At 69.3% G+C, this 20026-nt stretch carries 19 protein-coding genes; 10 read left to right on the top strand and 9 right to left on the bottom strand.

Annotated elements, in window-relative coordinates:
• The first annotated feature begins 39 nt into the window (after positions 1 to 39).
• Positions 40 to 1044 (top strand): substrate-binding domain-containing protein, encoded by a 1005-nt coding sequence (locus F0357_RS10005; protein ID WP_153480562.1) that lies wholly within the window; start codon positions 40 to 42, stop codon positions 1042 to 1044.
• Positions 1045 to 1158: 114 nt separating this feature from the next.
• On the opposite strand, the gene minE is transcribed toward F0357_RS10005, so the two are convergent.
• The 7 genes from minE to F0357_RS09970 form a co-directional block, all read right to left on the bottom strand.
• Positions 1159 to 1428, bottom strand: a complete 270-nt coding sequence (minE, locus tag F0357_RS10000; protein ID WP_153480560.1) for a cell division topological specificity factor MinE — start codon at positions 1426 to 1428, stop codon at positions 1159 to 1161.
• Positions 1425 to 2240 (bottom strand): septum site-determining protein MinD, encoded by an 816-nt coding sequence (gene minD / locus F0357_RS09995; RefSeq protein ID WP_153480556.1) that lies wholly within the window; start codon positions 2238 to 2240, stop codon positions 1425 to 1427. Before minD ends, minE begins: the two co-directional genes overlap by 4 nt.
• Positions 2241 to 2260: 20 nt before the next feature.
• Positions 2261 to 3049 (bottom strand): septum site-determining protein MinC, encoded by a 789-nt coding sequence (minC, locus tag F0357_RS09990; RefSeq protein ID WP_312861532.1) that lies wholly within the window; start codon positions 3047 to 3049, stop codon positions 2261 to 2263.
• Between the two features lie 208 nt (positions 3050 to 3257).
• Positions 3258 to 3746 (bottom strand): Ros/MucR family transcriptional regulator, encoded by a 489-nt coding sequence (locus F0357_RS09985; RefSeq protein ID WP_312861531.1) that lies wholly within the window; start codon positions 3744 to 3746, stop codon positions 3258 to 3260.
• A 722-nt stretch (positions 3747 to 4468) separates the two neighbouring features.
• A complete protein-coding gene (locus F0357_RS09980; RefSeq protein WP_153480549.1) occupies positions 4469 to 4768 on the bottom strand; it encodes a hypothetical protein in 300 nt (99 codons plus the stop codon).
• Positions 4769 to 4802: 34 nt separating this feature from the next.
• Complete coding sequence (locus tag F0357_RS09975) at positions 4803 to 6128, bottom strand: NAD(P)/FAD-dependent oxidoreductase (protein ID WP_312861530.1); 1326 nt, start codon at positions 6126 to 6128, stop codon at positions 4803 to 4805.
• Between the two features lie 99 nt (positions 6129 to 6227).
• Positions 6228 to 6914, bottom strand: a complete 687-nt coding sequence (locus F0357_RS09970; protein WP_153480547.1) for a fumarylacetoacetate hydrolase family protein — start codon at positions 6912 to 6914, stop codon at positions 6228 to 6230.
• Positions 6915 to 7172: 258 nt separating this feature from the next.
• Here F0357_RS09970 and leuC point away from each other — a divergent pair, with 258 nt between their 5' ends.
• A complete protein-coding gene (gene leuC, locus F0357_RS09965; protein ID WP_153480544.1) occupies positions 7173 to 8579 on the top strand; it encodes a 3-isopropylmalate dehydratase large subunit in 1407 nt (468 codons plus the stop codon).
• A 455-nt stretch (positions 8580 to 9034) separates the two neighbouring features.
• Here leuC and F0357_RS09960 read toward each other — a convergent pair whose 3' ends face one another.
• Positions 9035 to 9940, bottom strand: a complete 906-nt coding sequence (locus tag F0357_RS09960) for a LysR family transcriptional regulator (RefSeq protein WP_153480541.1) — start codon at positions 9938 to 9940, stop codon at positions 9035 to 9037.
• 116 nt (positions 9941 to 10056) lie between these two features.
• On the opposite strand from F0357_RS09960, the gene F0357_RS09955 reads away from it, so the two are divergent.
• The 8 genes from F0357_RS09955 to chrA all read left to right on the top strand — a co-directional run bounded on the left by F0357_RS09955 (position 10057) and on the right by chrA (position 19303).
• Positions 10057 to 11214, top strand: coding sequence for an MFS transporter (locus F0357_RS09955; protein WP_153480538.1), 1158 nt, complete (start codon positions 10057 to 10059; stop codon positions 11212 to 11214).
• A gap of 34 nt (positions 11215 to 11248) precedes the next feature.
• Positions 11249 to 12283, top strand: coding sequence for an aldo/keto reductase (locus F0357_RS09950; RefSeq protein ID WP_153480536.1), 1035 nt, complete (start codon positions 11249 to 11251; stop codon positions 12281 to 12283).
• A gap of 163 nt (positions 12284 to 12446) precedes the next feature.
• Entirely contained in the window at positions 12447 to 14000 is a 1554-nt protein-coding gene (murJ, locus tag F0357_RS09945) for a murein biosynthesis integral membrane protein MurJ (protein ID WP_153480533.1), read from the top strand.
• Between the two features lie 177 nt (positions 14001 to 14177).
• On the top strand, positions 14178 to 15227 hold the full coding sequence (gene trpS, locus F0357_RS09940; protein ID WP_153480530.1) for a tryptophan--tRNA ligase: 1050 nt from the start codon (positions 14178 to 14180) through the stop codon (positions 15225 to 15227).
• A 192-nt stretch (positions 15228 to 15419) separates the two neighbouring features.
• Complete coding sequence (locus tag F0357_RS09935) at positions 15420 to 15773, top strand: hypothetical protein (protein WP_153480522.1); 354 nt, start codon at positions 15420 to 15422, stop codon at positions 15771 to 15773.
• Between the two features lie 292 nt (positions 15774 to 16065).
• The gene (locus F0357_RS09930) at positions 16066 to 17268 is read left to right on the top strand and encodes a pyridoxal phosphate-dependent aminotransferase (RefSeq protein ID WP_153480518.1); all 1203 of its coding nucleotides are present in this window, start codon (positions 16066 to 16068) and stop codon (positions 17266 to 17268) included.
• Between the two features lie 38 nt (positions 17269 to 17306).
• The gene (gene tsaB / locus F0357_RS09925; RefSeq protein WP_153480516.1) at positions 17307 to 17996 is read left to right on the top strand and encodes a tRNA (adenosine(37)-N6)-threonylcarbamoyltransferase complex dimerization subunit type 1 TsaB; all 690 of its coding nucleotides are present in this window, start codon (positions 17307 to 17309) and stop codon (positions 17994 to 17996) included.
• Positions 17997 to 18070: 74 nt separating this feature from the next.
• Positions 18071 to 19303 carry a chromate efflux transporter gene (chrA, locus tag F0357_RS09920; protein WP_153480509.1) on the top strand — a complete coding sequence of 411 codons (1233 nt, stop codon included), beginning with the start codon at positions 18071 to 18073 and terminating at the stop codon, positions 19301 to 19303.
• Between the two features lie 17 nt (positions 19304 to 19320).
• Here the strand turns inward: chrA and F0357_RS09915 are convergent, their stop codons facing one another.
• The gene (locus tag F0357_RS09915; protein WP_153480507.1) at positions 19321 to 20016 is read right to left on the bottom strand and encodes a phosphotransferase; all 696 of its coding nucleotides are present in this window, start codon (positions 20014 to 20016) and stop codon (positions 19321 to 19323) included.
• Between the last annotated feature and the right edge of the window lie 10 nt (positions 20017 to 20026).

Here is a 20026-nt window from a genome sequence, read left to right as displayed (position 1 = left end):
CGAGGCGCGCGGCGGAACCATTATTCGGGAGGAAACACCATGTCGCGTTCGAAGCTTCCGCTTTCGAAGCTGTTCATGGCGGGCGTCGCCACGCTCGCCCTCGCCGGCACCGCGCAGGCCGCCGACGAGGCGCCCGGCAAGGGCGTCACCATCTATATGCAGATGGGCGGCAATGCCGGCGACGGCGCCACCCTCGCCCGCCAGACCGGCGCTTCGGCCGCCGCCAAGGCGCTCGGCGTCGATCAGCTCAATGCCCAGTTCTCGGCCTGGGCGCCCGAGACGATGATCTCCCAGTTCAAGGAAGCGCTCGCCGCGCGGCCGAGCTGTATCGTCATCATGGGACACCCGGGCGCCGACGCCTTCGCCGACCTCGTCAAGCAGGCGGTCGATCAGGGCATCGTGGTGACCGACGGCAACTCGCCGCTGACCTCGCTACAACAGACCTACGGCCCGAAGGGCTTCGGCTATGCGGGCGTCGAACTCTATCAGGGCGGCGTGCTGACCGCGGAGAACATGATCTCGGCCGGCGGTCTCAAATCCGGCGACGAGGCGATGGTCTACGGCGTGTTCTCCCAGGCCGAGCGCGGCCAATCGGAGAAGGGCCTTGCCGATACGTTGGAGAAGGCGGGCCTCAAGGTCGATCGGCTCGAAATCACCCAAGAGGCCAATTCCGATCCCTCCCTCGCGGTGCCGGTGCTCGCCGCCTATGTGCAGAGCCATCCGAACCTGAAGGCGATCGGCACCCAGCACGGCGGCGTGACGGGCATCCTGCAGGACGTGCTCAAGAAGGCCGGCAAGAAGCCCGGCGAGGTCACCGTCGGCGGCATCGACCTCGCGCCCGCCACCATCGACGGCCTCAAGTCCGGCTATGTTTCGGTGACGCTCGACCAGCTTCTCTACCTGCAGGGCTTCGTGCCGGTCCTGCAATGCGTGCTGACGGCGAAGTACAAGATGCCCGGCCTCAGCCTCAACACCGGCGCCGGCGTCGTGACGCCGAAGACGATCGAGCCGCTGATCCCGCTGATCGACGCCGGCATCCGCTGAGCCCACCGCCGCACGAAACGAAAAGGCCGGCCCGCGCGAGACGCGGAGCCGGCCTTTTTAATCAGTCCTCGAGTCCTGCCAGACCCCGAGAGGGACACAAGGCCGCTCGGCGGCTCAGGCCGCCTTGCGGAAGGCGCCGGCGGAGGGCACGTCGACCTCGACCTCGAGGGTCGAGACCGGGTCGCCCCGGCGCATCGAGATGCGCACTTTGTCCGGCGCGATGTCGACGTGCTTGCCGATCGCCCGCAGGATCTCCTCGCGCAGCGCGAGGATCAGGTTCGGGTCGCCGTCGATGCCGCGCTCGTGGGAGAGCAGGATCTGCAGGCGATCACGCGCGACGGCGGACGCGGTCTCCCGCTTGCGAAGGAAACCGAAGATCGTCATGCCGCCCTCCGGCCGAACAGCTTGGTCATCAGGCCACGGCGCTCGGCCGGGATGGTCATCGGCACCACGTCGCCGATCAGGCGGCGGGCGGCGTCGGTATAGGCACGGCCCGGCGCGCTGAGCGGGCTCAGGATCGTCACCGGCGTGCCGAGGTTGGAGGCCTTGAGGACCTCTTCGCTCTCCGGGATGACGCCGAGCAGCGGCACCGAGAGGATCTCGATGACGTCGTCGGTCTTCAGCATCTCGCCGCGCTCGGCGCGGGCACGGTCGTAGCGGGTGACGAGGAGGTGCTTTTCGACGCGGCCACCGTCCTCGGCCTTCTTCGTCTTGGCGTCGAGCAGGCCGATGATGCGGTCCGAATCGCGCACCGAGGAGACCTCGGGATTGGTCACGATCACCGCGACGTCGGCGAAGCGCATGGCGAGCGTGGCGCCGCGCTCGATGCCGGCCGGGCTGTCGCAGACGATCCAGTCGAACTCGGCCTTGAGCTCGCCGATGACGCGCTCGACACCCTCTTCGGTCAGGGCGTCCTTGTCGCGGGTCTGCGACGCCGGCAGCAGGTGAAGGTTTTCGAGCCGCTTGTCGCGGATCAACGCCTGGCTGAGCTTGGCGTCGCCTTGCACCACGTTGATGAGGTCGTAAACGACCCGCCGCTCGGCGCCCATGATGAGATCGAGATTGCGCAGGCCGACGTCGAAATCGACGACGGCGACCTTCTTGCCCGTCTGGGCGAGCGCCGCGCCGAGCGCTGCCGTCGAGGTTGTCTTCCCGACACCGCCCTTGCCCGACGTGACCACGAGAACCTTGGCCATTTCCATGCCTCCTTTGCTGGTCAGCCGAGCGCTGCCACTTTCATTGCGTCGCCCTCGAGCCAAGCCTGGATGGGCTTGCCGACGAGATCGGGCGCCAAATCTTCGGTCGTGCGGTAGAGCCCGTCGATCGCGAGCAGTTCCGCGTCCATCTTGCGGCAGAAAATCCGTGCCGCCTTGTTGCCGGCGCAGCCCGCGATCGCACGGCCGCGCAGCGCGCCGTAGATGTGGATCGAGCCGCCGGCGATGATTTCGGCCCCGGAGGCGACCGACTCGGTCACCGTCACGTCGCCGTCGGGAAAGAAGATCGATTGGCCCGAGCGCACCGGCTCGGTGATGAGGAGCGAACTCGGCTCCTTGCGGGCCTCGCGAGCCGGCGTCGGCGCCGGCGCCGGCTGCGCGGCCTTGGCGGCCGCTTCGGGCGCCGGGCGGCGGCGCGGATTGGCGGGCGCCGGATCGGGCTTCGGCGCGGGAGCGTCGGCGAGCACCGGGGGCTCTACCTCGCGACCGCTGGTGAACAGCGGCGGCAGGTGCGGGCCGACCCAGGACGGCATCGCCCCTTCGATGCCGACGAGGCGGATGCCGCGCTCACCGAAAGCGGCGACCAGCGCCTCGACGTCGGCCTTGCCGGTCGCGACGTTGGAGACGTCCACCACCACGGGCCGGGTGCGGAAGAAGCCCGGCGACTGGACGGACCAGGCGTCGAGACCGGCGAACCAGTCCTCGATCGGCGCTTCCGGCGTGAGCACCAGCGCCAGATAGGAGCGGCCGCGGAATCGGATCGGCAATCGGGTGCGGAGCGGGATGGTCACGGGCGGTCATCTCGGTTGATGTCCGCCATGTGAGCGCGTGTATGGTTAATGCCCGGTTAATGCGGGTTAACAAGGTCTTGATGATCTGTGGAGAGCGGACCGACGGGCGCGCGAGGCGCAGGCCGGGCGGACAAAAAATGAAGGGGAGCGCCCGCGAAGGCGCTCCCCTTGATGTCGGTCGCTCGGCCCGCCGCGTGCGGGTATCGGCTCACGCCTTCTCGGCGGCCTTGCGGCGCGGGGCGGCGCGCTTCTTCGCCGGAGCCGGGGCCGGCTTCTCGGCGGCCTTGCGGCGCTGCTGGCCGAGACCCATCGTCTTGGCGAGCTGCGAGCGGGCCGCGGCGTAGTTCGGGGCGACCATCGGATAATCGCGCGGAAGGTTCCACTTCTCGCGATATTGTTCCGGGGTCATGTCGTAGCGCGTGCGCAGGTGGCGCTTCAGCGACTTGAACTTCTTCCCGTCTTCCAGGCAGATGATGTAGTCGGGAGTGATCGACTTCTTCACCGGGACCGCGGGGGTCTTCTCCTCGACGGGGGCCGGGAGCGGGCTCGTGACCTGCCGCAGAGCCGCGTGCACGGCCCCGATCAGGCTCGGCAGATCCGACGTGGGCAGCGAGTTGTTGCTGACATAGGCCGACACGATGTCGGCGGCGAGCTCGACATAGTTGACGCCTTCGATAGCGGTTGCATCATCCGTCACGATTTTTCCTTTTCTCGTTCCTTAGGGGATTTATCGGTCCTGAACATGCCTGCATGTTCATGTCGGATATATCGAATCCTATCGCGCATACACGAAATGCAGCATCTCGACAAAATTGTGGCGGTTCGAGATGCTTCCGAACCGGCACGAAATCGGCTGGCACGCGTCGAGGACGAGAATCATCCGCGAGCGTCACGGGCAACAATAATCCTCTATCATAGAAAATGGTGCCATACTCAAGAAAAATATCGAACCCTTGATGTATGATTACCGCCGTTTCGGGATGAATCGACACCGAAAACTGGTGATGCCGAACCATGCGAGATGGACGCCGACGGACTTATTTCAATGCACGGCTCGGGAGCGTGTTCGCGCTCCACCCCAAGGAAAGGCGCGGAAAAAGCGAAGGATTTTCGGAGGCGGTGCGAAGGTTCATGCCAGCCGATGCCGTATTACGGTCCCACCACGAGGCGTTGTTTCACGCCAAGACCGATCACGGGAAGGCGAGAGCGGCGGTAGCGGCCGATAGCTCTTTCGTGAACGGCCGTGCAGGCGGCGCGCTCGCGATTCACGACGTGAGGTAGCGACGGCCAAGAGTTTTCCCGACAGGTTGCCGTGGCATTCCTGTGGATAATTCGCTCGATTTCCACTGAAGATGCCGAGGGCCCGGGACGGAGGCCGCCGAAGACTGCGCCGTGTGCAGGTCTGCATCGGGCAAAGATCTACAAGCTTTCGACGAGCGCCCGGGCAATGGCGGCCCATTCGTCCCTCAGCGCACCGGTGGCGGGCGGCCGCCCGGCGCGACGATACCAATAGCCGGCATTCCAGAGATCGCCTTCCTCGCGATGGAGGAAGGCGTGGGCCCAGGCGGAACGTGTGTCTTCTTCCTGATCGACCTCGCCGTGGGCGCGGGTCCAGTCGCCCTTGGCATGCCACCAGAGCGCCCGCAGCGCAGGGTCGAGCCCGGTGGGCGGGGCGGCCTCACCGAGCGAGGTGCAAAAGGCGTCGAAGTCGAGCGGCATGGAGAGCCTCCCGAGAGAGGCCGCGGCGCGGCCCTCAGAACCCGGCGTCGAGTACGATCTTGGAGCCGTCGCGGAACCGGTTGAAGCGGAACGGTGCCGGATCGACCACCGGATCGTCGCCGGCGACGAGGTCGGCCATCAGCTTGCCGGCGCCCGGCCCGATGCCGAAGCCGTGGCCCGAGAAGCCCGTCGCGATGAAGAAGCCAGGCGTCGTGTCGATCTCGGAGATCACCGGAACCGCGTCCGGCGTGACGTCGATCATGCCGGCCCAGCTCTCCGCGACCTCTGCGTTGGCGAACGCCGGGTGGGACGCGCGGAAGCGCCCCATCGCCTCGTCGAGCACGCGCGGGCTCGGTGCCGGGTCGAGCACGCGGGTGCGCTCGAACGGCGTCACTTCGTCCGAGCGCCAGCGCTTCGGCGTCCGCAGCGCCTCGAAGAAGGGCTTTCCAAAGGACAGACGCAGGCTCTTGCGCTCCTTCCACGCCGCCGGAAGAAAAGCGCCGAACAGTGTGAAATGCTCCGGCGTGAGTTCGCTGATCGAAACGCCGCCGTGGGCGACGCTATAGCCGCCGTCCATGCGCCGGCGGAAGGCGAAGTCACCATAGACCGAGGTCTCCGGTCCGCCCTCGACCGGCGTCGTCCTGAGCACCGACGAGCGGACGCGCAATTGCGGCAGGTCGATGCCGAGATTGCCGGCGAAGAGGCGCGACCAGGCCCCGCCCGCGAGCACCGCCGCCCGGCAGCGCACCGTGCCCCGTTCGGTGACGACGCCGGAGACGCGGCCGCCGGAGCGCTCGATGGTGCGCACGGCGCAATCGGTAACGACGGCGCCGCCGAGCGCCTGCACCGCGCGGGCGATCCCGGGCGCCGCGCGAGAGGGCTCGGCGCGCCCGTCGCTCGCCGTGTAGAGCGCGCCTTCGATCTTGCGCGCGAAGCCCGGGATGAGCTCCTGCACCTGCGCGGGTGAGATCAGCCGCGAGCCGATCTGATAGCGCTCGGAGTGTTCGAGCCACGGACCGTAGGCGTCCATCTCCGCCTTGGTCTCGCACATATAGAGAATGCCACACTGGCGATAGCCGAGGTCGTGGCCGACCATGTCTCCGAGCCCGCGCCAGATCCTGAGACTTTCGAGGATCAGCGGGATCTCGCGGAAATCGCGGCCCATCGCCCGGCACCAGCCCCAGTTCCGGCTCGATTGCTCGCCGCCGACCCGGCCCTTCTCGCAGACGAGCACCGTGAGGCCCTTGCGGGCGAGGAACAAGGCGGTGCTCACGCCGATGATGCCGCCGCCGATGACGACGACGTCCACCTCGGACGGCAGCTTCTCGGACGGAACGATGGAATCGACGGGAGGGGACACGGCAGGCGAGACCTCGATGGGGGGAGACGGCCGGTACTCTCGCGCCGTCGCCCCAGCAACGCAATGGCTTGCGGGCCTCCTGAGCCCCCTAAGGATGGCTCAAGCGATCTCGGTCTCGAGGGTTCCGACCCGCTCGATGAAGCCGGAGAGCCGGTCGCCGCGCAGCACCGGACCGACGCCCGCCGGGGTGCCGGTGAAGATGAGGTCGCCCGGCGCGAGGCGCACCAGGGTCGAGAGGAAGGCGATCGTTTCCGGCACGCTCCAGATCATGTCGGAAAGGTCGCCCTCCTGCCGGGGCACGCCGTTGACGGTGAGCGTGATCGCGCCCCGTGAGGGATGGCCGATCTCGGTCTTCGGCGCGATGGCCCCGATCGGGGCGGACTCGTCGAAGCCCTTCGCCATGTCCCACGGCCGGCCGGCCTTCTTCGCCGCCGCCTGGAGGTCGCGCCGCGTCATGTCGAGCCCGACCGCATAGCCGAACACCAGATCGAGCGCCTCCCCGAGCGGCACGTCCGCGCCGCCGCCGTCGAGGGCGACGACGAGCTCGATCTCGTGGTGGAAGTCGGACGTCTTGGAGGGGTAGGGCGTCGGCGCGCCGTCGGTCACCACCGCATCGGCGGGCTTCGTGAAGAAGAAGGGCTCCTCGCGGGTCGGGTCTCCGCCCATTTCGCGGGCGTGTTCCGCATAATTGCGGCCGACGCAGAAGATGCGGCGGACGGGGAAGAGCCCGCCGCCCACGACGGGAACCGTGACGGGGGCCGGCGGCGGCACGACGAACGACGACATGAGCCCATCCTGAGAAGCGCCCGGAAGGCGTTGGGGCGGCGCCATCTTCCCCTTTGCACGCGGCGATCTTATCTGAGCCGCGGGCCGGCGAAGACGGCGGCATCCTATCGCCACCGGTTGCTCGCCGGAATCCTTTGATTCGCCTCCTTGGAGGCGCTAAAGAACCTGCCTCGCCGCGCAAGGATTCCGCCGACGGCGCCGGACGATCCGGCGGTCGCGAGCCCTCACGACGACGGCGGTCTATATCGGAGACGCATCATGGCCAAGGCCCGTACCCTCTACGACAAGATCTGGGACGATCACGTCGTCGACATTCAGCCCGATGGCACCGCGCTCCTTTATATCGACCGCCACCTCGTGCACGAAGTGACGAGCCCGCAGGCCTTCGAAGGCCTGCGCATGACGCATCGTCCCGTGCGCGCGCCCCAGCGGACGCTGGCCGTGGTCGATCACAACGTTCCGACCACCGACCGCTCCCAGGGCATCGCCGATCCCGAAGCCGCGTTGCAGATCGCCACGCTCGGCAAGAACGCGGCCGAGTTCGGCATCGAATATTTCGATCCGTTCGACCGTCGTCAGGGCATCGTCCACATCGTCGGGCCGGAGCAGGGCTTCACCCTGCCGGGCATGACGATCGTGTGCGGCGACAGCCACACCTCGACCCACGGCGCGTTCGGGGCCCTCGCCCACGGTATCGGCACCAGCGAGGTCGAGCACGTGCTCGCCACGCAGACGCTGATCCAGAAGAAGGCGAAGAACATGCGCGTCACCGTCGACGGCAAGCTGCCGGACGGCGTGACCGCGAAGGACATCGTGCTCGCGATCATCGGCACCATCGGCACCGCCGGCGGCACCGGCTACGTGATCGAATATGCCGGCGAGGCGATCCGCGCCCTCTCGATGGAAGGGCGGATGACGATCTGCAACATGTCGATCGAGGGCGGTGCCCGCGCCGGCATGATCGCGCCGGACGAGACCACCTTCGCCTACATCAAGGACCGTCCGCGCGCGCCGAAGGGCGAGGCGTGGGAGAACGCGCTGAAATATTGGCAGGGCCTCGTCACCGACGAGGGCGCTCACTTCGACCACGAAGTGCGCCTCGATGCCGCCAACCTGCCGCCGATCGTCACCTGGGGCACCAGCCCGGAGGACGTGGTGGCGGTCGACGGCATCGTGCCGAACCCGGACGACCTCGCCGACGAGGGCCGCCGCGGGGCCAAGAAGCGCGCGCTCGATTACATGGGCCTCACCGCGGGCACCAAGATCACCGACATCGCGATCGATCGCGTGTTCATCGGCTCGTGCACCAACGGCCGCATCGAAGATCTGCGCGCCGCCGCCAAGGTCGTCGAGGGCAGGCAGGTTTCCGCGCGCGTCAACGCCATCGTGGTGCCCGGCTCGGGCCTCGTGAAGGCGCAGGCCGAGGCGGAAGGTCTCGACAAGATCTTCACCGCGGCGGGCTTCGAATGGCGCGAGCCGGGCTGCTCGATGTGCCTCGCCATGAACCCGGACCGTCTCGCCCCCGAGGAGCGCTGCGCCTCGACCTCGAACCGCAATTTCGAGGGCCGCCAGGGTTACAAGGGTCGCACGCACCTGGTGTCCCCCGCGATGGCCGCCGCCGCCGCCATCGCCGGCCACTTCGTCGACATCCGCACCTGGAAGTGACACGACGCCCACCCTCCCCTGCCAGGGGGAGGGTCGACGGCGAAGCCGGCGGGGTGGGGTCCGGCGCGTGCAGCGCGCCGGGCCGCGCGAGCGCCATCGATAACGTCTCGCCCGCGACGTCACCCCACCCCGTCACGCCGTCGGCGTGCCGACCCTCCCCCTCCAGGGGAGGGTGATGGACCGTGTTTGCCGCGCCCACACCCACCGACCAAAGCACGACGCACCACCCTCCCCTGCCAGGGGGAGGGTCGACGGCGAAGCCGGCGGGGTGGGGTCCGGCGCGTGCAGCGCGCCGGGCGGCGTAAGAGCCCTCTGATCGTCGGATAACGTCCCGCCCGCGGCGTCACCCCACCCCGTCACGCCTTCGGCGTGCCGACCCTCCCCCTCCAGGGGAGGGTGATGCCCGTGTTCGTGGCGACGCGCACCCACAAATAATGACCCTCACCTAATGACCCTCACCCCACCCGGCCGTGCTCGGCGAGGAAGTCGAGGAGGGCGCGGATGCGGGCGGGGAGCGGACCGCTGCCGCCGACGTGGACGGCGTGGAACGCCTCCCGGTCGCCCGGATTGAGCGCCTCCAACACCGGCACCAGGCGCCCGGCGGCGATGTCGTCGCGCACCATGAAGGTGGCGAGCCGGGCGAGGCCGATGCCGGCAATGGCGAGCCGCCGCAGCGCCTCGCCCTCGCTCGCCTGTACCCGCCCCGTCGCCGGCACAACGACGGTCTCGCCGCCGTCGCGCAGCGGCCACCCCTCGATCGCCCGGACATAGCCGAAGCCGAGGCGCTCGTGGCCTTCGATATCCGCGAGGGTCCGCGGCATGCCGGTGCGCGCCAGATAATCGGGTGCCCCCACGATCATCATCGCGGTGTCGCCGAGCTTGCGGGCGACGAGGCTCGAGCTCTTCATCGGGCCGGCGCGCACCGCGATGTCGGTACGGTCCGCCATCAGGTCGACCACCAGATCCGTCTGCACGATGTCGAGCGACACCGCCGGATGAAGCCGCAGGAAGTCCGGCAGAATCGGTGCCAGAATGTGGGTCGCGTAGGCCGAACTGGTGTTGAGGCGGATGCGGCCGGAGGGCGCTTCGCCGGTGCCGGCGCTGCGCTCGGCGTCCTCGATATCGGCGAGGATGCGTGCCGCCCGCTCGTAGAAGGCGCAGCCTTCCGCGGTGAGCAGGAAGCGGCGCGTCGAGCGGTTGACGAGCCGCGCCCCGAGCCGGGCCTCCAAGCGAGCGACGAGCTTGCTCACCGCCGACGGCGTCATCCGGCAGGCTCGTGCCGCCGCCGAGAAGCCACCCTGCTCGACGACGCGGACGAACACCTCCATCTCGCCGGAGCGGTTGATCTCGCCGCGCGCCATTGGTCTTTCAACTCACAAATGATGTGCCGGACGGCACTCTATATCACCGAACCGAGCCGATCTATCTGCGGGACCGGTCGCGCTCGTTCCCGAGCGCGCAATCAACGGACCCCGCCATGCCGCTCGCGCTCTATGCCCTGACCGCCGGTGCCTTCGGCATCGGCGTCACCGAATTCGTCATCATGGGCCTGCTCCTCGAGGTGAGCGCGAGTGTCTCCGTCTCGATCGCCGACGCCGGCCTCTTGATCTCGGGCTACGCCCTCGGCGTGGTCGTCGGCGCGCCGCTCCTCACGGTTCTGACGGCGCGGCTGCCCCGCAAGGCCGTTCTCCTCGGCCTGATGGCGATCTTCACGATCGGCAACGCCGCCTGCGCGCTGGCCCCGAGCTACGGCCTCCTGATGGCCGCCCGTGTGCTCACCGCGCTCGCCCACGGCACCTTCTTCGGCGTCGGCTCGGTCGTCGCGACCGGTCTGGTGCCGGAGGCGCGCAAGGCGTCGGCGATCGCCGTCATGTTCACGGGCCTCACCGTCGCCAACATCGTCGGGGTGCCGTTCGGCACCTGGCTCGGCCAGCATTTCGGCTGGCGGGCGACGTTCTGGGCGGTCGCCGCGATCGGCGTCGTCGCCTTCGCCATCATCGCCGCCCTGGTGCCGCGCAGCGAGGCCGCCCCGGAAGAAGCCGATTGGAAGGCGGACCTGCAGGCGATCGGCCGCAAGCCGGTCCTGCTCGGCCTCGCGATGACGGTGCTCGGCTATGCCGGCGTCTTCGCGGTGTTCACCTACATCGCCCCGATGCTGACGCGGATCAGCGGCTTCTCGGAAGCCGCCGTCTCGCCGATCCTGCTCGTGTTCGGCGGTGGTCTCGTCGTCGGCAACCTCGTCGGCGGGCGGCTCGCCGACCGCAATCTCGGCCGCGCCGTATACGCGACGCTCGCGAGCCTCGCCGCCGTTCTGGCGCTGATGGCGGCCGGGTTCGCCTCGCCCATCCTCGCCGTCGTGCTGACCGGCCTCCTCGGGGCCGCCGGCTTCGCCACCGTGGCGCCGCTCCAGATGTGGGTGCTGGCGCGGGCCGAGGGCGCGGGAAAGAACCTCGCCTCGAGCTTCAACATCGCCGCCTTCAATCTCGGCAACGCCATCGGCGCCTGGGCGGGCGGCGTCGCGATCGCTCACGGCCTCGGCCTCGCGCGGCTGCCGGCGCTAGCCGCTCTGTTTCCGGTCGCGGCGATCGCGGTCGCCGTTGCCGCCATGAATAGCCGGCGCCCCGCACTCTCCTGACCTCGTCCCCCTCCGTCCCCGAAAGGCTACCGTCATGGAACATCGTCCGCTCGGCCGATCCGGCCTCAAGGTCCCCGTGCTCAGCTTCGGTGCCGGCACGTTCGGCGGCTCCGGCCCGCTGTTCGGCGCCTGGGGCACCAGCGACGCGACCGAGGCGCGCCGCCTCGTCGACATCTGCCTGGACGCCGGCATCAGCCTGTTCGACACTGCCGACGTCTATTCGGGCGGCGCGTCCGAGGAGGTGCTCGGCGCCGCCATCAAGGGCCGGCGCGACGCCGTCCTCATCTCGACCAAGGCGAGCCTGCCGATGGGCGACGGCCCGAACGAGGCCGGTTCGTCGCGGCAGCGCCTCGTCCGCGCCATCGAGGATGCCCTGCGCCGCCTCGGCACCGATTATATCGACCTGTTCCAGCTCCACGCCTTCGATGCCGGCACGCCCGTCGAGGAGGTGCTAGCGACCCTCGACGCGCTCGTGCGCGCCGGTAAGGTCCGCTATGTCGGCGTGTCGAACTTCTCCGGCTGGCAGATCATGAAGTCGCTCGCCGCGGCCGAGCGGCACGGCTGGCCGCGTTATGTCGCGAACCAAGTCTATTATTCGCTGATCGGCCGCGATTACGAATGGGATCTGATGCCGCTCGACGCCGACCAGGGGCTCGGCGCGCTGGTGTGGAGCCCGCTCGGCTGGGGCCGGCTCACCGGCAAAATCCGCCGCGGGGCGCCGGTGCCCGAAGGGAGCCGCCTGCACGCCACCGCCTCCTTCGGGCCGCCGGTCGACGACGAACTCCTCTACCGCGTCGTCGATGCCCTCGACGAGGTCGCCGCCGAGACCGGGCGGACCGTGCCGCAGACTGCGCTCAACTGGCTCCTCGGCCGGCCGACCGTCTCCTCGATCATCATCGGCGCGCGCAACGAGGAGCAGCTTCGCCAGAATCTCGGCGCGGTGGGCTGGGCGCTGACGGCCGAGCAGATTGCCAGGCTCGATGCGGCGAGCGCGGTCACCGCGCCCTATCCGCATTTCCCCTATCACCGGCAGGAGGGCTTCGCCCGGCTCAACCCGCCGATGGTCTGAGCGGCGGAGCGGCGGGCCTCGAGCGAAGCGCAGCCGGCGCATCGCCCGCGGCCGCGCCGCCTCCCCTCATTTCCGCCCATATCGGACGTGCAAGAAGCGCCGTTCCCTGATAACGGGACGGCGCGCCGGCTTGAGGCCCGCGCCCGCACCAACGCGAGGCCCGATGAGCCTTCTGAAGAACTTCGCGACCGTCGGCGGCGCGACCCTGTCGAGCCGCGTGCTCGGCTTCATCCGCGATTCGTTCATCGCCGCCGCCGTCGGCACCGGCTACGTCGCCGATGCCTACGTGGTCGCGTTCCGGCTGCCAAACCTGTTCCGGCGGCTGTTCGCCGAAGGGGCCTTCGCCTCCGCCTTCGTGCCGTTGTTCGCCGGCAAGCTCGAGACCGACGGCGTGGACGCCGCCCGCGCCTTCGCCCGGGAATCCCTCGCCGCTCTCGGCCTCGTCCTGCTCCTCGTCACCATCGCCGCCGAAATCTTCATGCCGGCCTTGATGATGGTGCTCGCGCCCGGCTTCGCGAGCGACCCGGCGAAGTTCGCCCTCGCGGTCGAGCTGAGCCGCATCGCCTTCCCCTATCTGGCGCTCATCTCCCTCGTCTCGCTCTATTCCGGTGTGCTCAACGGGCTCGACCGCTTCGCCGCCGCGGCCTTCGCGCCGAGCCTGCTCAACACGGTGCTGATCGCCGCCCTGATCTTCGTGTTCTGGCGCCGGGAGGAAGGCACCGAGGACGCCGGCCGCTGGCTGTCGTGGGCGGTGACGGTCGGCGGCGTGTTCCAGTTGATCGTGCTCGTCATCGCCTCGGCGCGGGCGGACATGCACCTTTCCCTCGCCTGGCCGCGGCTCACCGCCGGCGTCAAGCGGCTCTGCGCCCTCGCCGGCCCGAGCGTGATCGCCGGCGGCGTGGTGCAGATAAACGTCGTCGTCGGCACCATGATCGCCTCGACGCAGCCCGGCGCGGTGTCGTGGCTCTATTATGCCGACCGCGTCTATCAATTGCCGCTCGGCGTCGTCGGCATCGCGATCGGCACCGTGCTCCTGCCGGACATCGCCCGCCGCGTCCGCGCCGGCGACATCGAGACGGTCAATTACAGCCAGAACCGCTCGCTCGAATTCGCGATGGCGCTGACCCTGCCGGCGGCGCTGGCGCTCACCGTCTCGGCCCTGCCGCTCACCATCGGCCTGTTCCAGCGCGGCGCCTTCTCGGCCGCGGATTCGGTCGCGACCGCCGCGGCGCTGGCCGCCTACGGCGTCGGCCTGCCGGCCTTCGTGCTCATCAAGGTGTTCCAGCCGGCTTATTTCGCCCGCGAGGACACCCGCACCCCGATGTGGTTCTCGGCGGTCAACGTGGCGATCAACGTCGCCCTCTCGCTCGCCCTGTTCCCGTTCATCGGCTATGTCGGCTGCGCGGTGGCGACGAGCGCCGCGAGCTGGGTCAACACGGGTCTCCTTTATGTCGGCCTGCGCAAGGCGGGGCTGTTCAAGGCCGACGCGCGGCTCGTCAAAGGGCTCGTCCGCATCGCGCTCGCGACCGCACTGATGTCGGTCGCCCTCGTCGTCTCCGCCCACGAACTCAAGCCCTGGTTCGGCGCCGGCGGCTGGAGCCGCATCGGCGCGCTGTGCGCCCTCGTCGGCATCGGCTGCGTCGTCTATGCGGTCGCCGCGGTGCTGCTCGGGGCGGTGCGGCGCAGCGAGATCAAGCGCGTCCTCAAGCGGCGCTGACGCGGGGGCGGCGGCCTCTCCTCGCGGCGGCGGGTACCGCGCCTCCCGCGCACGAGGCCGGATGCACAAATTTTGCGGTCTTGGGCCCGATGCCGCGCCCCTTGCGCCGGCAGGCCCCGTTCGCCATAACGCGCCGGACCTTTTCGTCCCGCCTTCGGGCAGTCCGCGAGCCTCGCCATGACCAGCTTCGCCCCCCGCGTGTTCTCCGGCGTCCAGCCGACGGGGAACCTCCATCTCGGCAACTATCTCGGCGCCCTGAAGCGGTTCGTCGCCCTTCAGGACACCCACGACTGCATCTATTGCGTGGTCGATCTCCACGCCATCACCGTCTGGCAGGAGCCCGAGGAGCTGACGAAGGCGATCCGCGAGGTCACCGCCGCCTTCCTCGCCGCCGGCATCGATCCGAAGGCCCACATCGTCTTCAACCAGAGCCAGGTTTCGGCCCACGCCGAGCTCGCCTGGGTGTTCAATTGCGTCGCCCGCATGGGCTGGCTCAACCGGATGACCCAGTTCAAGGAGAAGGCCGGCAAGGACAAGGAGAACGCCTCCGTCGGCCTGTTCGCCTATCCGAACCTGATGGCGGCCGACATCCTGGTCTACCGCGCGACCCACGTGCCGGTCGGCGACGACCAGAAGCAGCACCTCGAGCTGACCCGCGACATCGCGCAGAAGTTCAACAACGACTTCGCCGAGCGCATCGCCGCGCTCGGCCACGGCGAGGCGTATTTCCCGCTCACCGAGCCGCTGATCCAGGGCCCGGCGACGCGGGTGATGTCGCTGCGCGAGGGCGCCAAGAAGATGTCGAAGTCGGACCCGTCCGATTATTCGCGCATCAACCTGATCGACGACGCCGAGACGATCGCGCTCAAGATCCGCAAGGCGAAGACCGATCCCGAGGCGCTGCCGAGCGAACTCAAGGGCCTCGAAGGCCGCCCGGAGGCCGACAACCTCGTCGGCATCTATGCCGCGCTCGCCGACATCACCAAGGAAGACGTGCTGCGCGATCACGGCGGCTCGCAATTCTCCGCCTTCAAGCCGGCGCTCGCCGAGCTCGCGGTCGAGAAGCTCGCTCCGATCGCCGGCGAGATGCGCCGTCTCAACGCCGATCCCGGCTACATCGATTCGGTGCTCGCCGACGGCGCGGAGCGCGCCGAAGCGATCGCCGCGCCGGTGATCGCGCAAGTGAAGGAGATCGTCGGGCTCCTCGCGACGCGGCGGAAAGGCTGATCGCGCGACCCTCGGAACCAGGGGTTCCGGGGGTGTGCCGCCTCGTCGCGGCATGGCCCCCGTGCAACAGCCTGGAATTTCCGCACGGCGACGCTCGTTTTTCGTTCATCTATTTTGCTATAAGCTGTGCCCCGGGGCTGGTGCCGTGTCCGTCGCCCGGATGCGCGAGCCGGCGATTGACGGAGGTGATCAATGCGTACCGCTCTTTCCCGCGCCCTCGCGCCGCGCCACGCCCTTTTGACGGGCGCGCTCGCGACCGCGATCGTGGCCCTGAATGCGGCGGGAGCATCGGCGCAGCAGGCGAAATCCGGCTCGCCGGAAGTGACGATCACGAAGCCGACGGGTCCCTACAACGGCCCCTACAACGGCCTGCCGGGCGTCTACATGCAGGAAGGCAGCCCGATGACCTCGGCGCCGGCGAACGAGATGCTCGGCTCGCCCTATTCCTGGGTCGCCCCGCTGCCGATGGTCGACAACAGCACCGCGCCGACCGGCTGGATCGACGAAGAGCACGCCAACGTGGCGCCGGGCCAGATCCAGTTCTGATCGCGCCTGCGCGTCCCGCCTGACGGGCGCGCGATCGAGGCGATCTCGCCAACGATTCGAAAGTCGCCTGACGGCGGCGCTTTCGCCCTGCGGACGGTTTCGCCCGCGGGGGAAATGTTCTAGTGACAGCAGCCGAGCGGCAAGCGCGGCGCCCCTTCCTCCGAACGGACGAAATTCGGCGCGGTCGACAGGCCGGCTCGCACCATGACGTGAAAGCCCGCGGCCGAACGAGAGGCGCGGGCCGCGTGTCCGCGGACCGCACGGCGCGGTTCCGCGTCCTGAGGAGAGACCGATGGCCTTCATCGCCGACGCTTTGTCCCGCATCAAGCCGTCCGCCACCCTGGCGGTCACGAACAAGGCCGCCGAACTCAAGCGCGCCGGGCGCGACGTGATCGGCCTCGGCGCGGGCGAGCCGGATTTCGACACGCCGGAGAACATCAAGGAAGCCGGCATCCGCGCAATCCGCGAGGGCCGGACCAAGTACACCGCCGTAGACGGCATTCCCGAGCTCAAGGCCGCGATCGTCGAGAAATTCCGCCGCGAGAACAACCTCGACTACAAGCCGAGCGAGATCACCGTCTCGAACGGCGGCAAGCAGGTGCTCTACAACGCCCTGATGGCGACGCTGAACCCCGGCGACGAGGTCATCGTGCTCGCGCCCTATTGGGTGAGCTATCCGGAGATGGTGCTGCTCGCGGGCGGCACCCCGGTGATCGTCACCGCCGACGCCTCGACCGGCTTCAAGGTCAGCGCCGCCGCCCTCGAGGCCGCGATCACGCCGAAGACCAAGTGGGTGGTGTTCAACTCGCCGTCGAACCCGACCGGCGCCGCCTACACCCGCGAAGAGGTCAAGGCGCTGACCGACGTTCTGGTGCGCCACCCCCACGTCTGGGTGATGACCGACGACATGTACGAGCACTTGGTGTTCGACGGCTTCGTCTTCACCACCCCGGCCGAGGTGGAGCCGGCACTGAAGGAGCGCACGCTGACCGTCAACGGCGTCTCCAAGGCCTATGCCATGACCGGCTGGCGCATCGGCTACGCGGCGGGCCCGGAAATCCTCATCAAGGCGATGGGCAAGATCCAGGGCCAGTCGACCACCAACCCGTCGTCGATCTCGCAATGGGCGGCGGTGGAGGCCCTGAACGGGCCGCAGGACTTCATCCCGAAGAATGCCGAGCTGTTCGCCAAGCGCCGCGACCTCGTCGTCTCGATGCTGAACCAGGCCTCCGGCATCGTCTGCCCGAAGCCCGAAGGCGCGTTCTACGTGTTCCCGTCGTGCGCCGGCACCATCGGAAAGACCGCACCGTCGGGCCGCACGATCGGCTCCGACGACGATTTCGTCGCCGAACTCCTAGAGACCGAGGGCGTGGCGGTGGTGCAGGGCTCGGCCTTCGGCCTCGGCCCGCATTTCCGCATCTCCTACGCGACCGCCACGGAAGCGCTGGAGGAAGCCGGCCGGCGCATCCAGCGCTTCTGCGGCAACCTGCGCTGAGACGATCGGCGGCCGGGCGACCGGCCGCCGCCTTCCCCATGAAGCTCCTCGCCCTCGATTCCGCCCTCGACGCCGTGTCCGCCGCCGCCCTAGTGACGGCTGACGGCAGCGCCGAGCGCCTCGCGGTCGCGACCGAACCCGGCGCGACGGGCCACGCCGAGCGGCTGATGGATCTCGTCGCCGCCGTGCTCGGCGAGGCGGAGATCGACGTCTCGGCGCTCGACCGCATCGCCGTCACCATCGGGCCGGGCAGCTTCACCGGCGTGCGCATCGCGCTCTCGACCGCCCGCGGCCTCGGCCTCGCCCTCGGCATTCCCGTGGTCGGCATCACCACGCTGGCCGTGCTCGCCGCGAGCGCGCGGGGAGCGATTCCCTGCCCCGTCACCGCCGCCATCGATGCCCGCCGCGGCCTCGTCTACGCCCAGAGCTTCAACGAAGCCGGCCTTCCTATCGACGCGCCGGCGCTGCTCCCGGTCGACGTGGTGGCGACGCGGCTCGCGCCGGGCGCGATCCTCGCCGGCTCCGGTGCGCCCCTGATCGCCGGCTACTGCACCGCGCAGGCCCATGCCGATCATCCCACCCCGACCGTCTCGCCGCTCGATGTCGGCGTGCTCGGCCGGCTCGGCGCCGCCGCCGATCCCGCGAGCCACCCGCCCGAGCCGCTTTATCTGCGCCCGCCCGACGCCAAGCCGGCGGCGCCGAACACGCTGCGCGCCCGCCCCGCCTGAGGGGCCGATCCCTGCCGGTGACGCCGTGCGCGCGGCCGTGTAGCGTGCCGATCCCTGTCCCTCGGAGCGCCGCGATGAGCCACGACGCCCCCGGTCCGGCGCTTCCGCGCCTCTCCGTCCTCGCGCTGTTCCTCGTCTTCACCCGGCTCGGCCTCACCGCCTTCGGCGGGCCGAACGCCCATCTCGGTTATTTCCGCGACGCCTTCGTGGTGCGGCGGCGCTGGCTCGACGAGACGGCCTTCGCCGACCTGCTCGGCCTCTGCCAGTTCCTGCCCGGCCCGGCGTCGAGCCAGCTCGGCTTCGCCATCGGCCTGTCGCAACGCGGGACGCTGGGCGGCCTCGCCGCCTGGCTCGGCTTCACCTGGCCGTCGGCGGTCTTGATGCTCGCGGCCGCCGGCTTCGCCACCCGCTTCGAGGGACCGCTCGCGACCGGCCTTCTCCACGGCTTGAAGCTCGTCGCGGTCGCGGTGGTGGGGCAGGCGGTGCTCGGCATGGCGCGGGCGCTCGCACCCGACGCGGCGCGCGGCACCATCGCGATCGCCGCGGCCGTCCTCGTGCTGACCGCCGGCCCGTTCGCCCAGATCGGCGCGATCGCCCTCGCCGCCCTGATCGCCCTCGGCCTCCGCGCCGCCGGCCGCACCGCGGGTTGGACCAAGGCGGCCGAGAGCATCGCGGCGGAAAGCGGCTTTCCCCACCTGCCGCGGCGCATCGGCCTGATCGCCCTTCTGCTGTTCGCGGCCGTCTTCGCGCTGCCGGCGCTGCTGCGGGGAAGCCTCGGCCATGGGGCGGATCTTTTCGCCGCCTTCTATCACGCCGGCGCCCTCGTGTTCGGCGGCGGCCACGTCATCCTGCCGCTGCTCCAGGCGTCCGTCGTCGACAGAGGCTGGGTCGCGCCGGGGACCTTCCTCGCCGGCTACGGCATCGCCCAGGCGTTGCCGGGGCCGCTCTTCACCTTCGCGGCCTTCCTCGGCGCCGCCGAAGGCCCGCTGCCGAACGGAATCACTGGCGGCCTGATCGCCCTCGTCGCAATCTCACTGCCCGGCCTCCTCCTGGTCACCGCGGCGCTGCCGTTCTGGCACGGCCTGCGGCAGAACACGGCCGCCCGCACGGCACTCTCGGGCGTCAACGCGGCCGTCGTGGGGCTGCTCGCCGCCGCCCTCTACGACCCGTTGTGGACGAGCGCCGTCCACGGCCCGCGCGACGCCGCCGTGGCGCTCGCCGGGTTCGGGCTCCTGGTTTTGTGGAAGGCGCCGCCCTGGCTCGTCGTCGTGCTCGCCGCCGCCGCGGGTATCCTCGGCGCGGCGTGAACGAACGATCAGACGTCTCATCGAGGAGTGTGGAGATGCCGACGGGTCCAGTGCGAGCATTGCTCAGCCCATCGGACCATGGGGCGATCGCCCTTGCGCTTGCCCTCGGCGATGAGAAGCGCCTGCCGCCTCAGGATCGCCGGAACCAAGCGCTCCTGATCCACCGGACCATAGGCACCCACGAAGAGCGCTAGCCGGCGCCGCTGTTCCGCAGGGGAAATATCGTTCGAACCCAGGTCGAGCCAAAGCCACGCCGCATAGGCGAGGTCATCTACCCTAGCCCCCGGCGCTGCCACGTCGAAATCGATCAGCGCAATCGGTCTGCCCTCTCTGAACACGAAGTTGCAGGGCGAAAGATCATTGTGGCAGACGGTCTCCGCATTCCCGGACGGAGCCGCGTCGGCCGGGATGAAGCCCTCGCCGATATCGTGAAAATTCCGGATGAGAACGGCCGCGTCGGCGAGCGCTTCGTCGTCATGCCACCCGAGCTCAGCGGGAACGTCACCCTCGATGAAGGAGAGGACATCCCGTCCTTTTTCATCCGTTCCCAAGAAGGACGGGGCTGCGTTGAAGCCTCGGCGCTCCAGATACAGCAACAGCCGGCTGACGAAGTCGGAGTTGGCAGATTTCGGCCTGCGCACCGTGCCTCCGACCCGCACGACACCCGCCGTGACGCGGCCGCCCAACAACGGTGTTTCAGGCGCAGACTCCATCATATCGTTC

It is taken from the genome of Segnochrobactrum spirostomi, assembly GCF_009600605.1.
In the GTDB taxonomy this organism is placed as follows: domain Bacteria; phylum Pseudomonadota; class Alphaproteobacteria; order Rhizobiales; family Segnochrobactraceae; genus Segnochrobactrum; species Segnochrobactrum spirostomi.
The sequence above is the reverse complement of the archived record's forward strand: the minus strand, read 5'-3'. Positions and strand labels throughout refer to the sequence as shown.

What these genes read in the sequence shown, in the direction of transcription:
- F0357_RS09955 (WP_153480538.1), top strand. Translation starts at nt 10,057, where the DNA reads ATGCCGCTCGCGCTCTATGCCCTGACCGCCGGTGCCTTCGGCATCGGC.
- F0357_RS09970 (WP_153480547.1), bottom strand. Translation starts at nt 6,914, where the DNA reads ATGTCGTCGTTCGTCGTGCCGCCGCCGGCCCCCGTCACGGTTCCCGTC.
- F0357_RS09915 (WP_153480507.1), bottom strand. Translation starts at nt 20,016, where the DNA reads ATGGAGTCTGCGCCTGAAACACCGTTGTTGGGCGGCCGCGTCACGGCG.
- tsaB (WP_153480516.1), top strand. Translation starts at nt 17,307, where the DNA reads ATGAAGCTCCTCGCCCTCGATTCCGCCCTCGACGCCGTGTCCGCCGCC.
- F0357_RS09935 (WP_153480522.1), top strand. Translation starts at nt 15,420, where the DNA reads ATGCGTACCGCTCTTTCCCGCGCCCTCGCGCCGCGCCACGCCCTTTTG.
- F0357_RS09960 (WP_153480541.1), bottom strand. Translation starts at nt 9,940, where the DNA reads ATGGCGCGCGGCGAGATCAACCGCTCCGGCGAGATGGAGGTGTTCGTC.
- chrA (WP_153480509.1), top strand. Translation starts at nt 18,071, where the DNA reads ATGAGCCACGACGCCCCCGGTCCGGCGCTTCCGCGCCTCTCCGTCCTC.
- F0357_RS10005 (WP_153480562.1), top strand. Translation starts at nt 40, where the DNA reads ATGTCGCGTTCGAAGCTTCCGCTTTCGAAGCTGTTCATGGCGGGCGTC.
- minE (WP_153480560.1), bottom strand. Translation starts at nt 1,428, where the DNA reads ATGACGATCTTCGGTTTCCTTCGCAAGCGGGAGACCGCGTCCGCCGTC.
- F0357_RS09950 (WP_153480536.1), top strand. Translation starts at nt 11,249, where the DNA reads ATGGAACATCGTCCGCTCGGCCGATCCGGCCTCAAGGTCCCCGTGCTC.
- minD (WP_153480556.1), bottom strand. Translation starts at nt 2,240, where the DNA reads ATGGCCAAGGTTCTCGTGGTCACGTCGGGCAAGGGCGGTGTCGGGAAG.
- F0357_RS09980 (WP_153480549.1), bottom strand. Translation starts at nt 4,768, where the DNA reads ATGCCGCTCGACTTCGACGCCTTTTGCACCTCGCTCGGTGAGGCCGCC.
- F0357_RS09930 (WP_153480518.1), top strand. Translation starts at nt 16,066, where the DNA reads ATGGCCTTCATCGCCGACGCTTTGTCCCGCATCAAGCCGTCCGCCACC.
- murJ (WP_153480533.1), top strand. Translation starts at nt 12,447, where the DNA reads ATGAGCCTTCTGAAGAACTTCGCGACCGTCGGCGGCGCGACCCTGTCG.
- trpS (WP_153480530.1), top strand. Translation starts at nt 14,178, where the DNA reads ATGACCAGCTTCGCCCCCCGCGTGTTCTCCGGCGTCCAGCCGACGGGG.
- leuC (WP_153480544.1), top strand. Translation starts at nt 7,173, where the DNA reads ATGGCCAAGGCCCGTACCCTCTACGACAAGATCTGGGACGATCACGTC.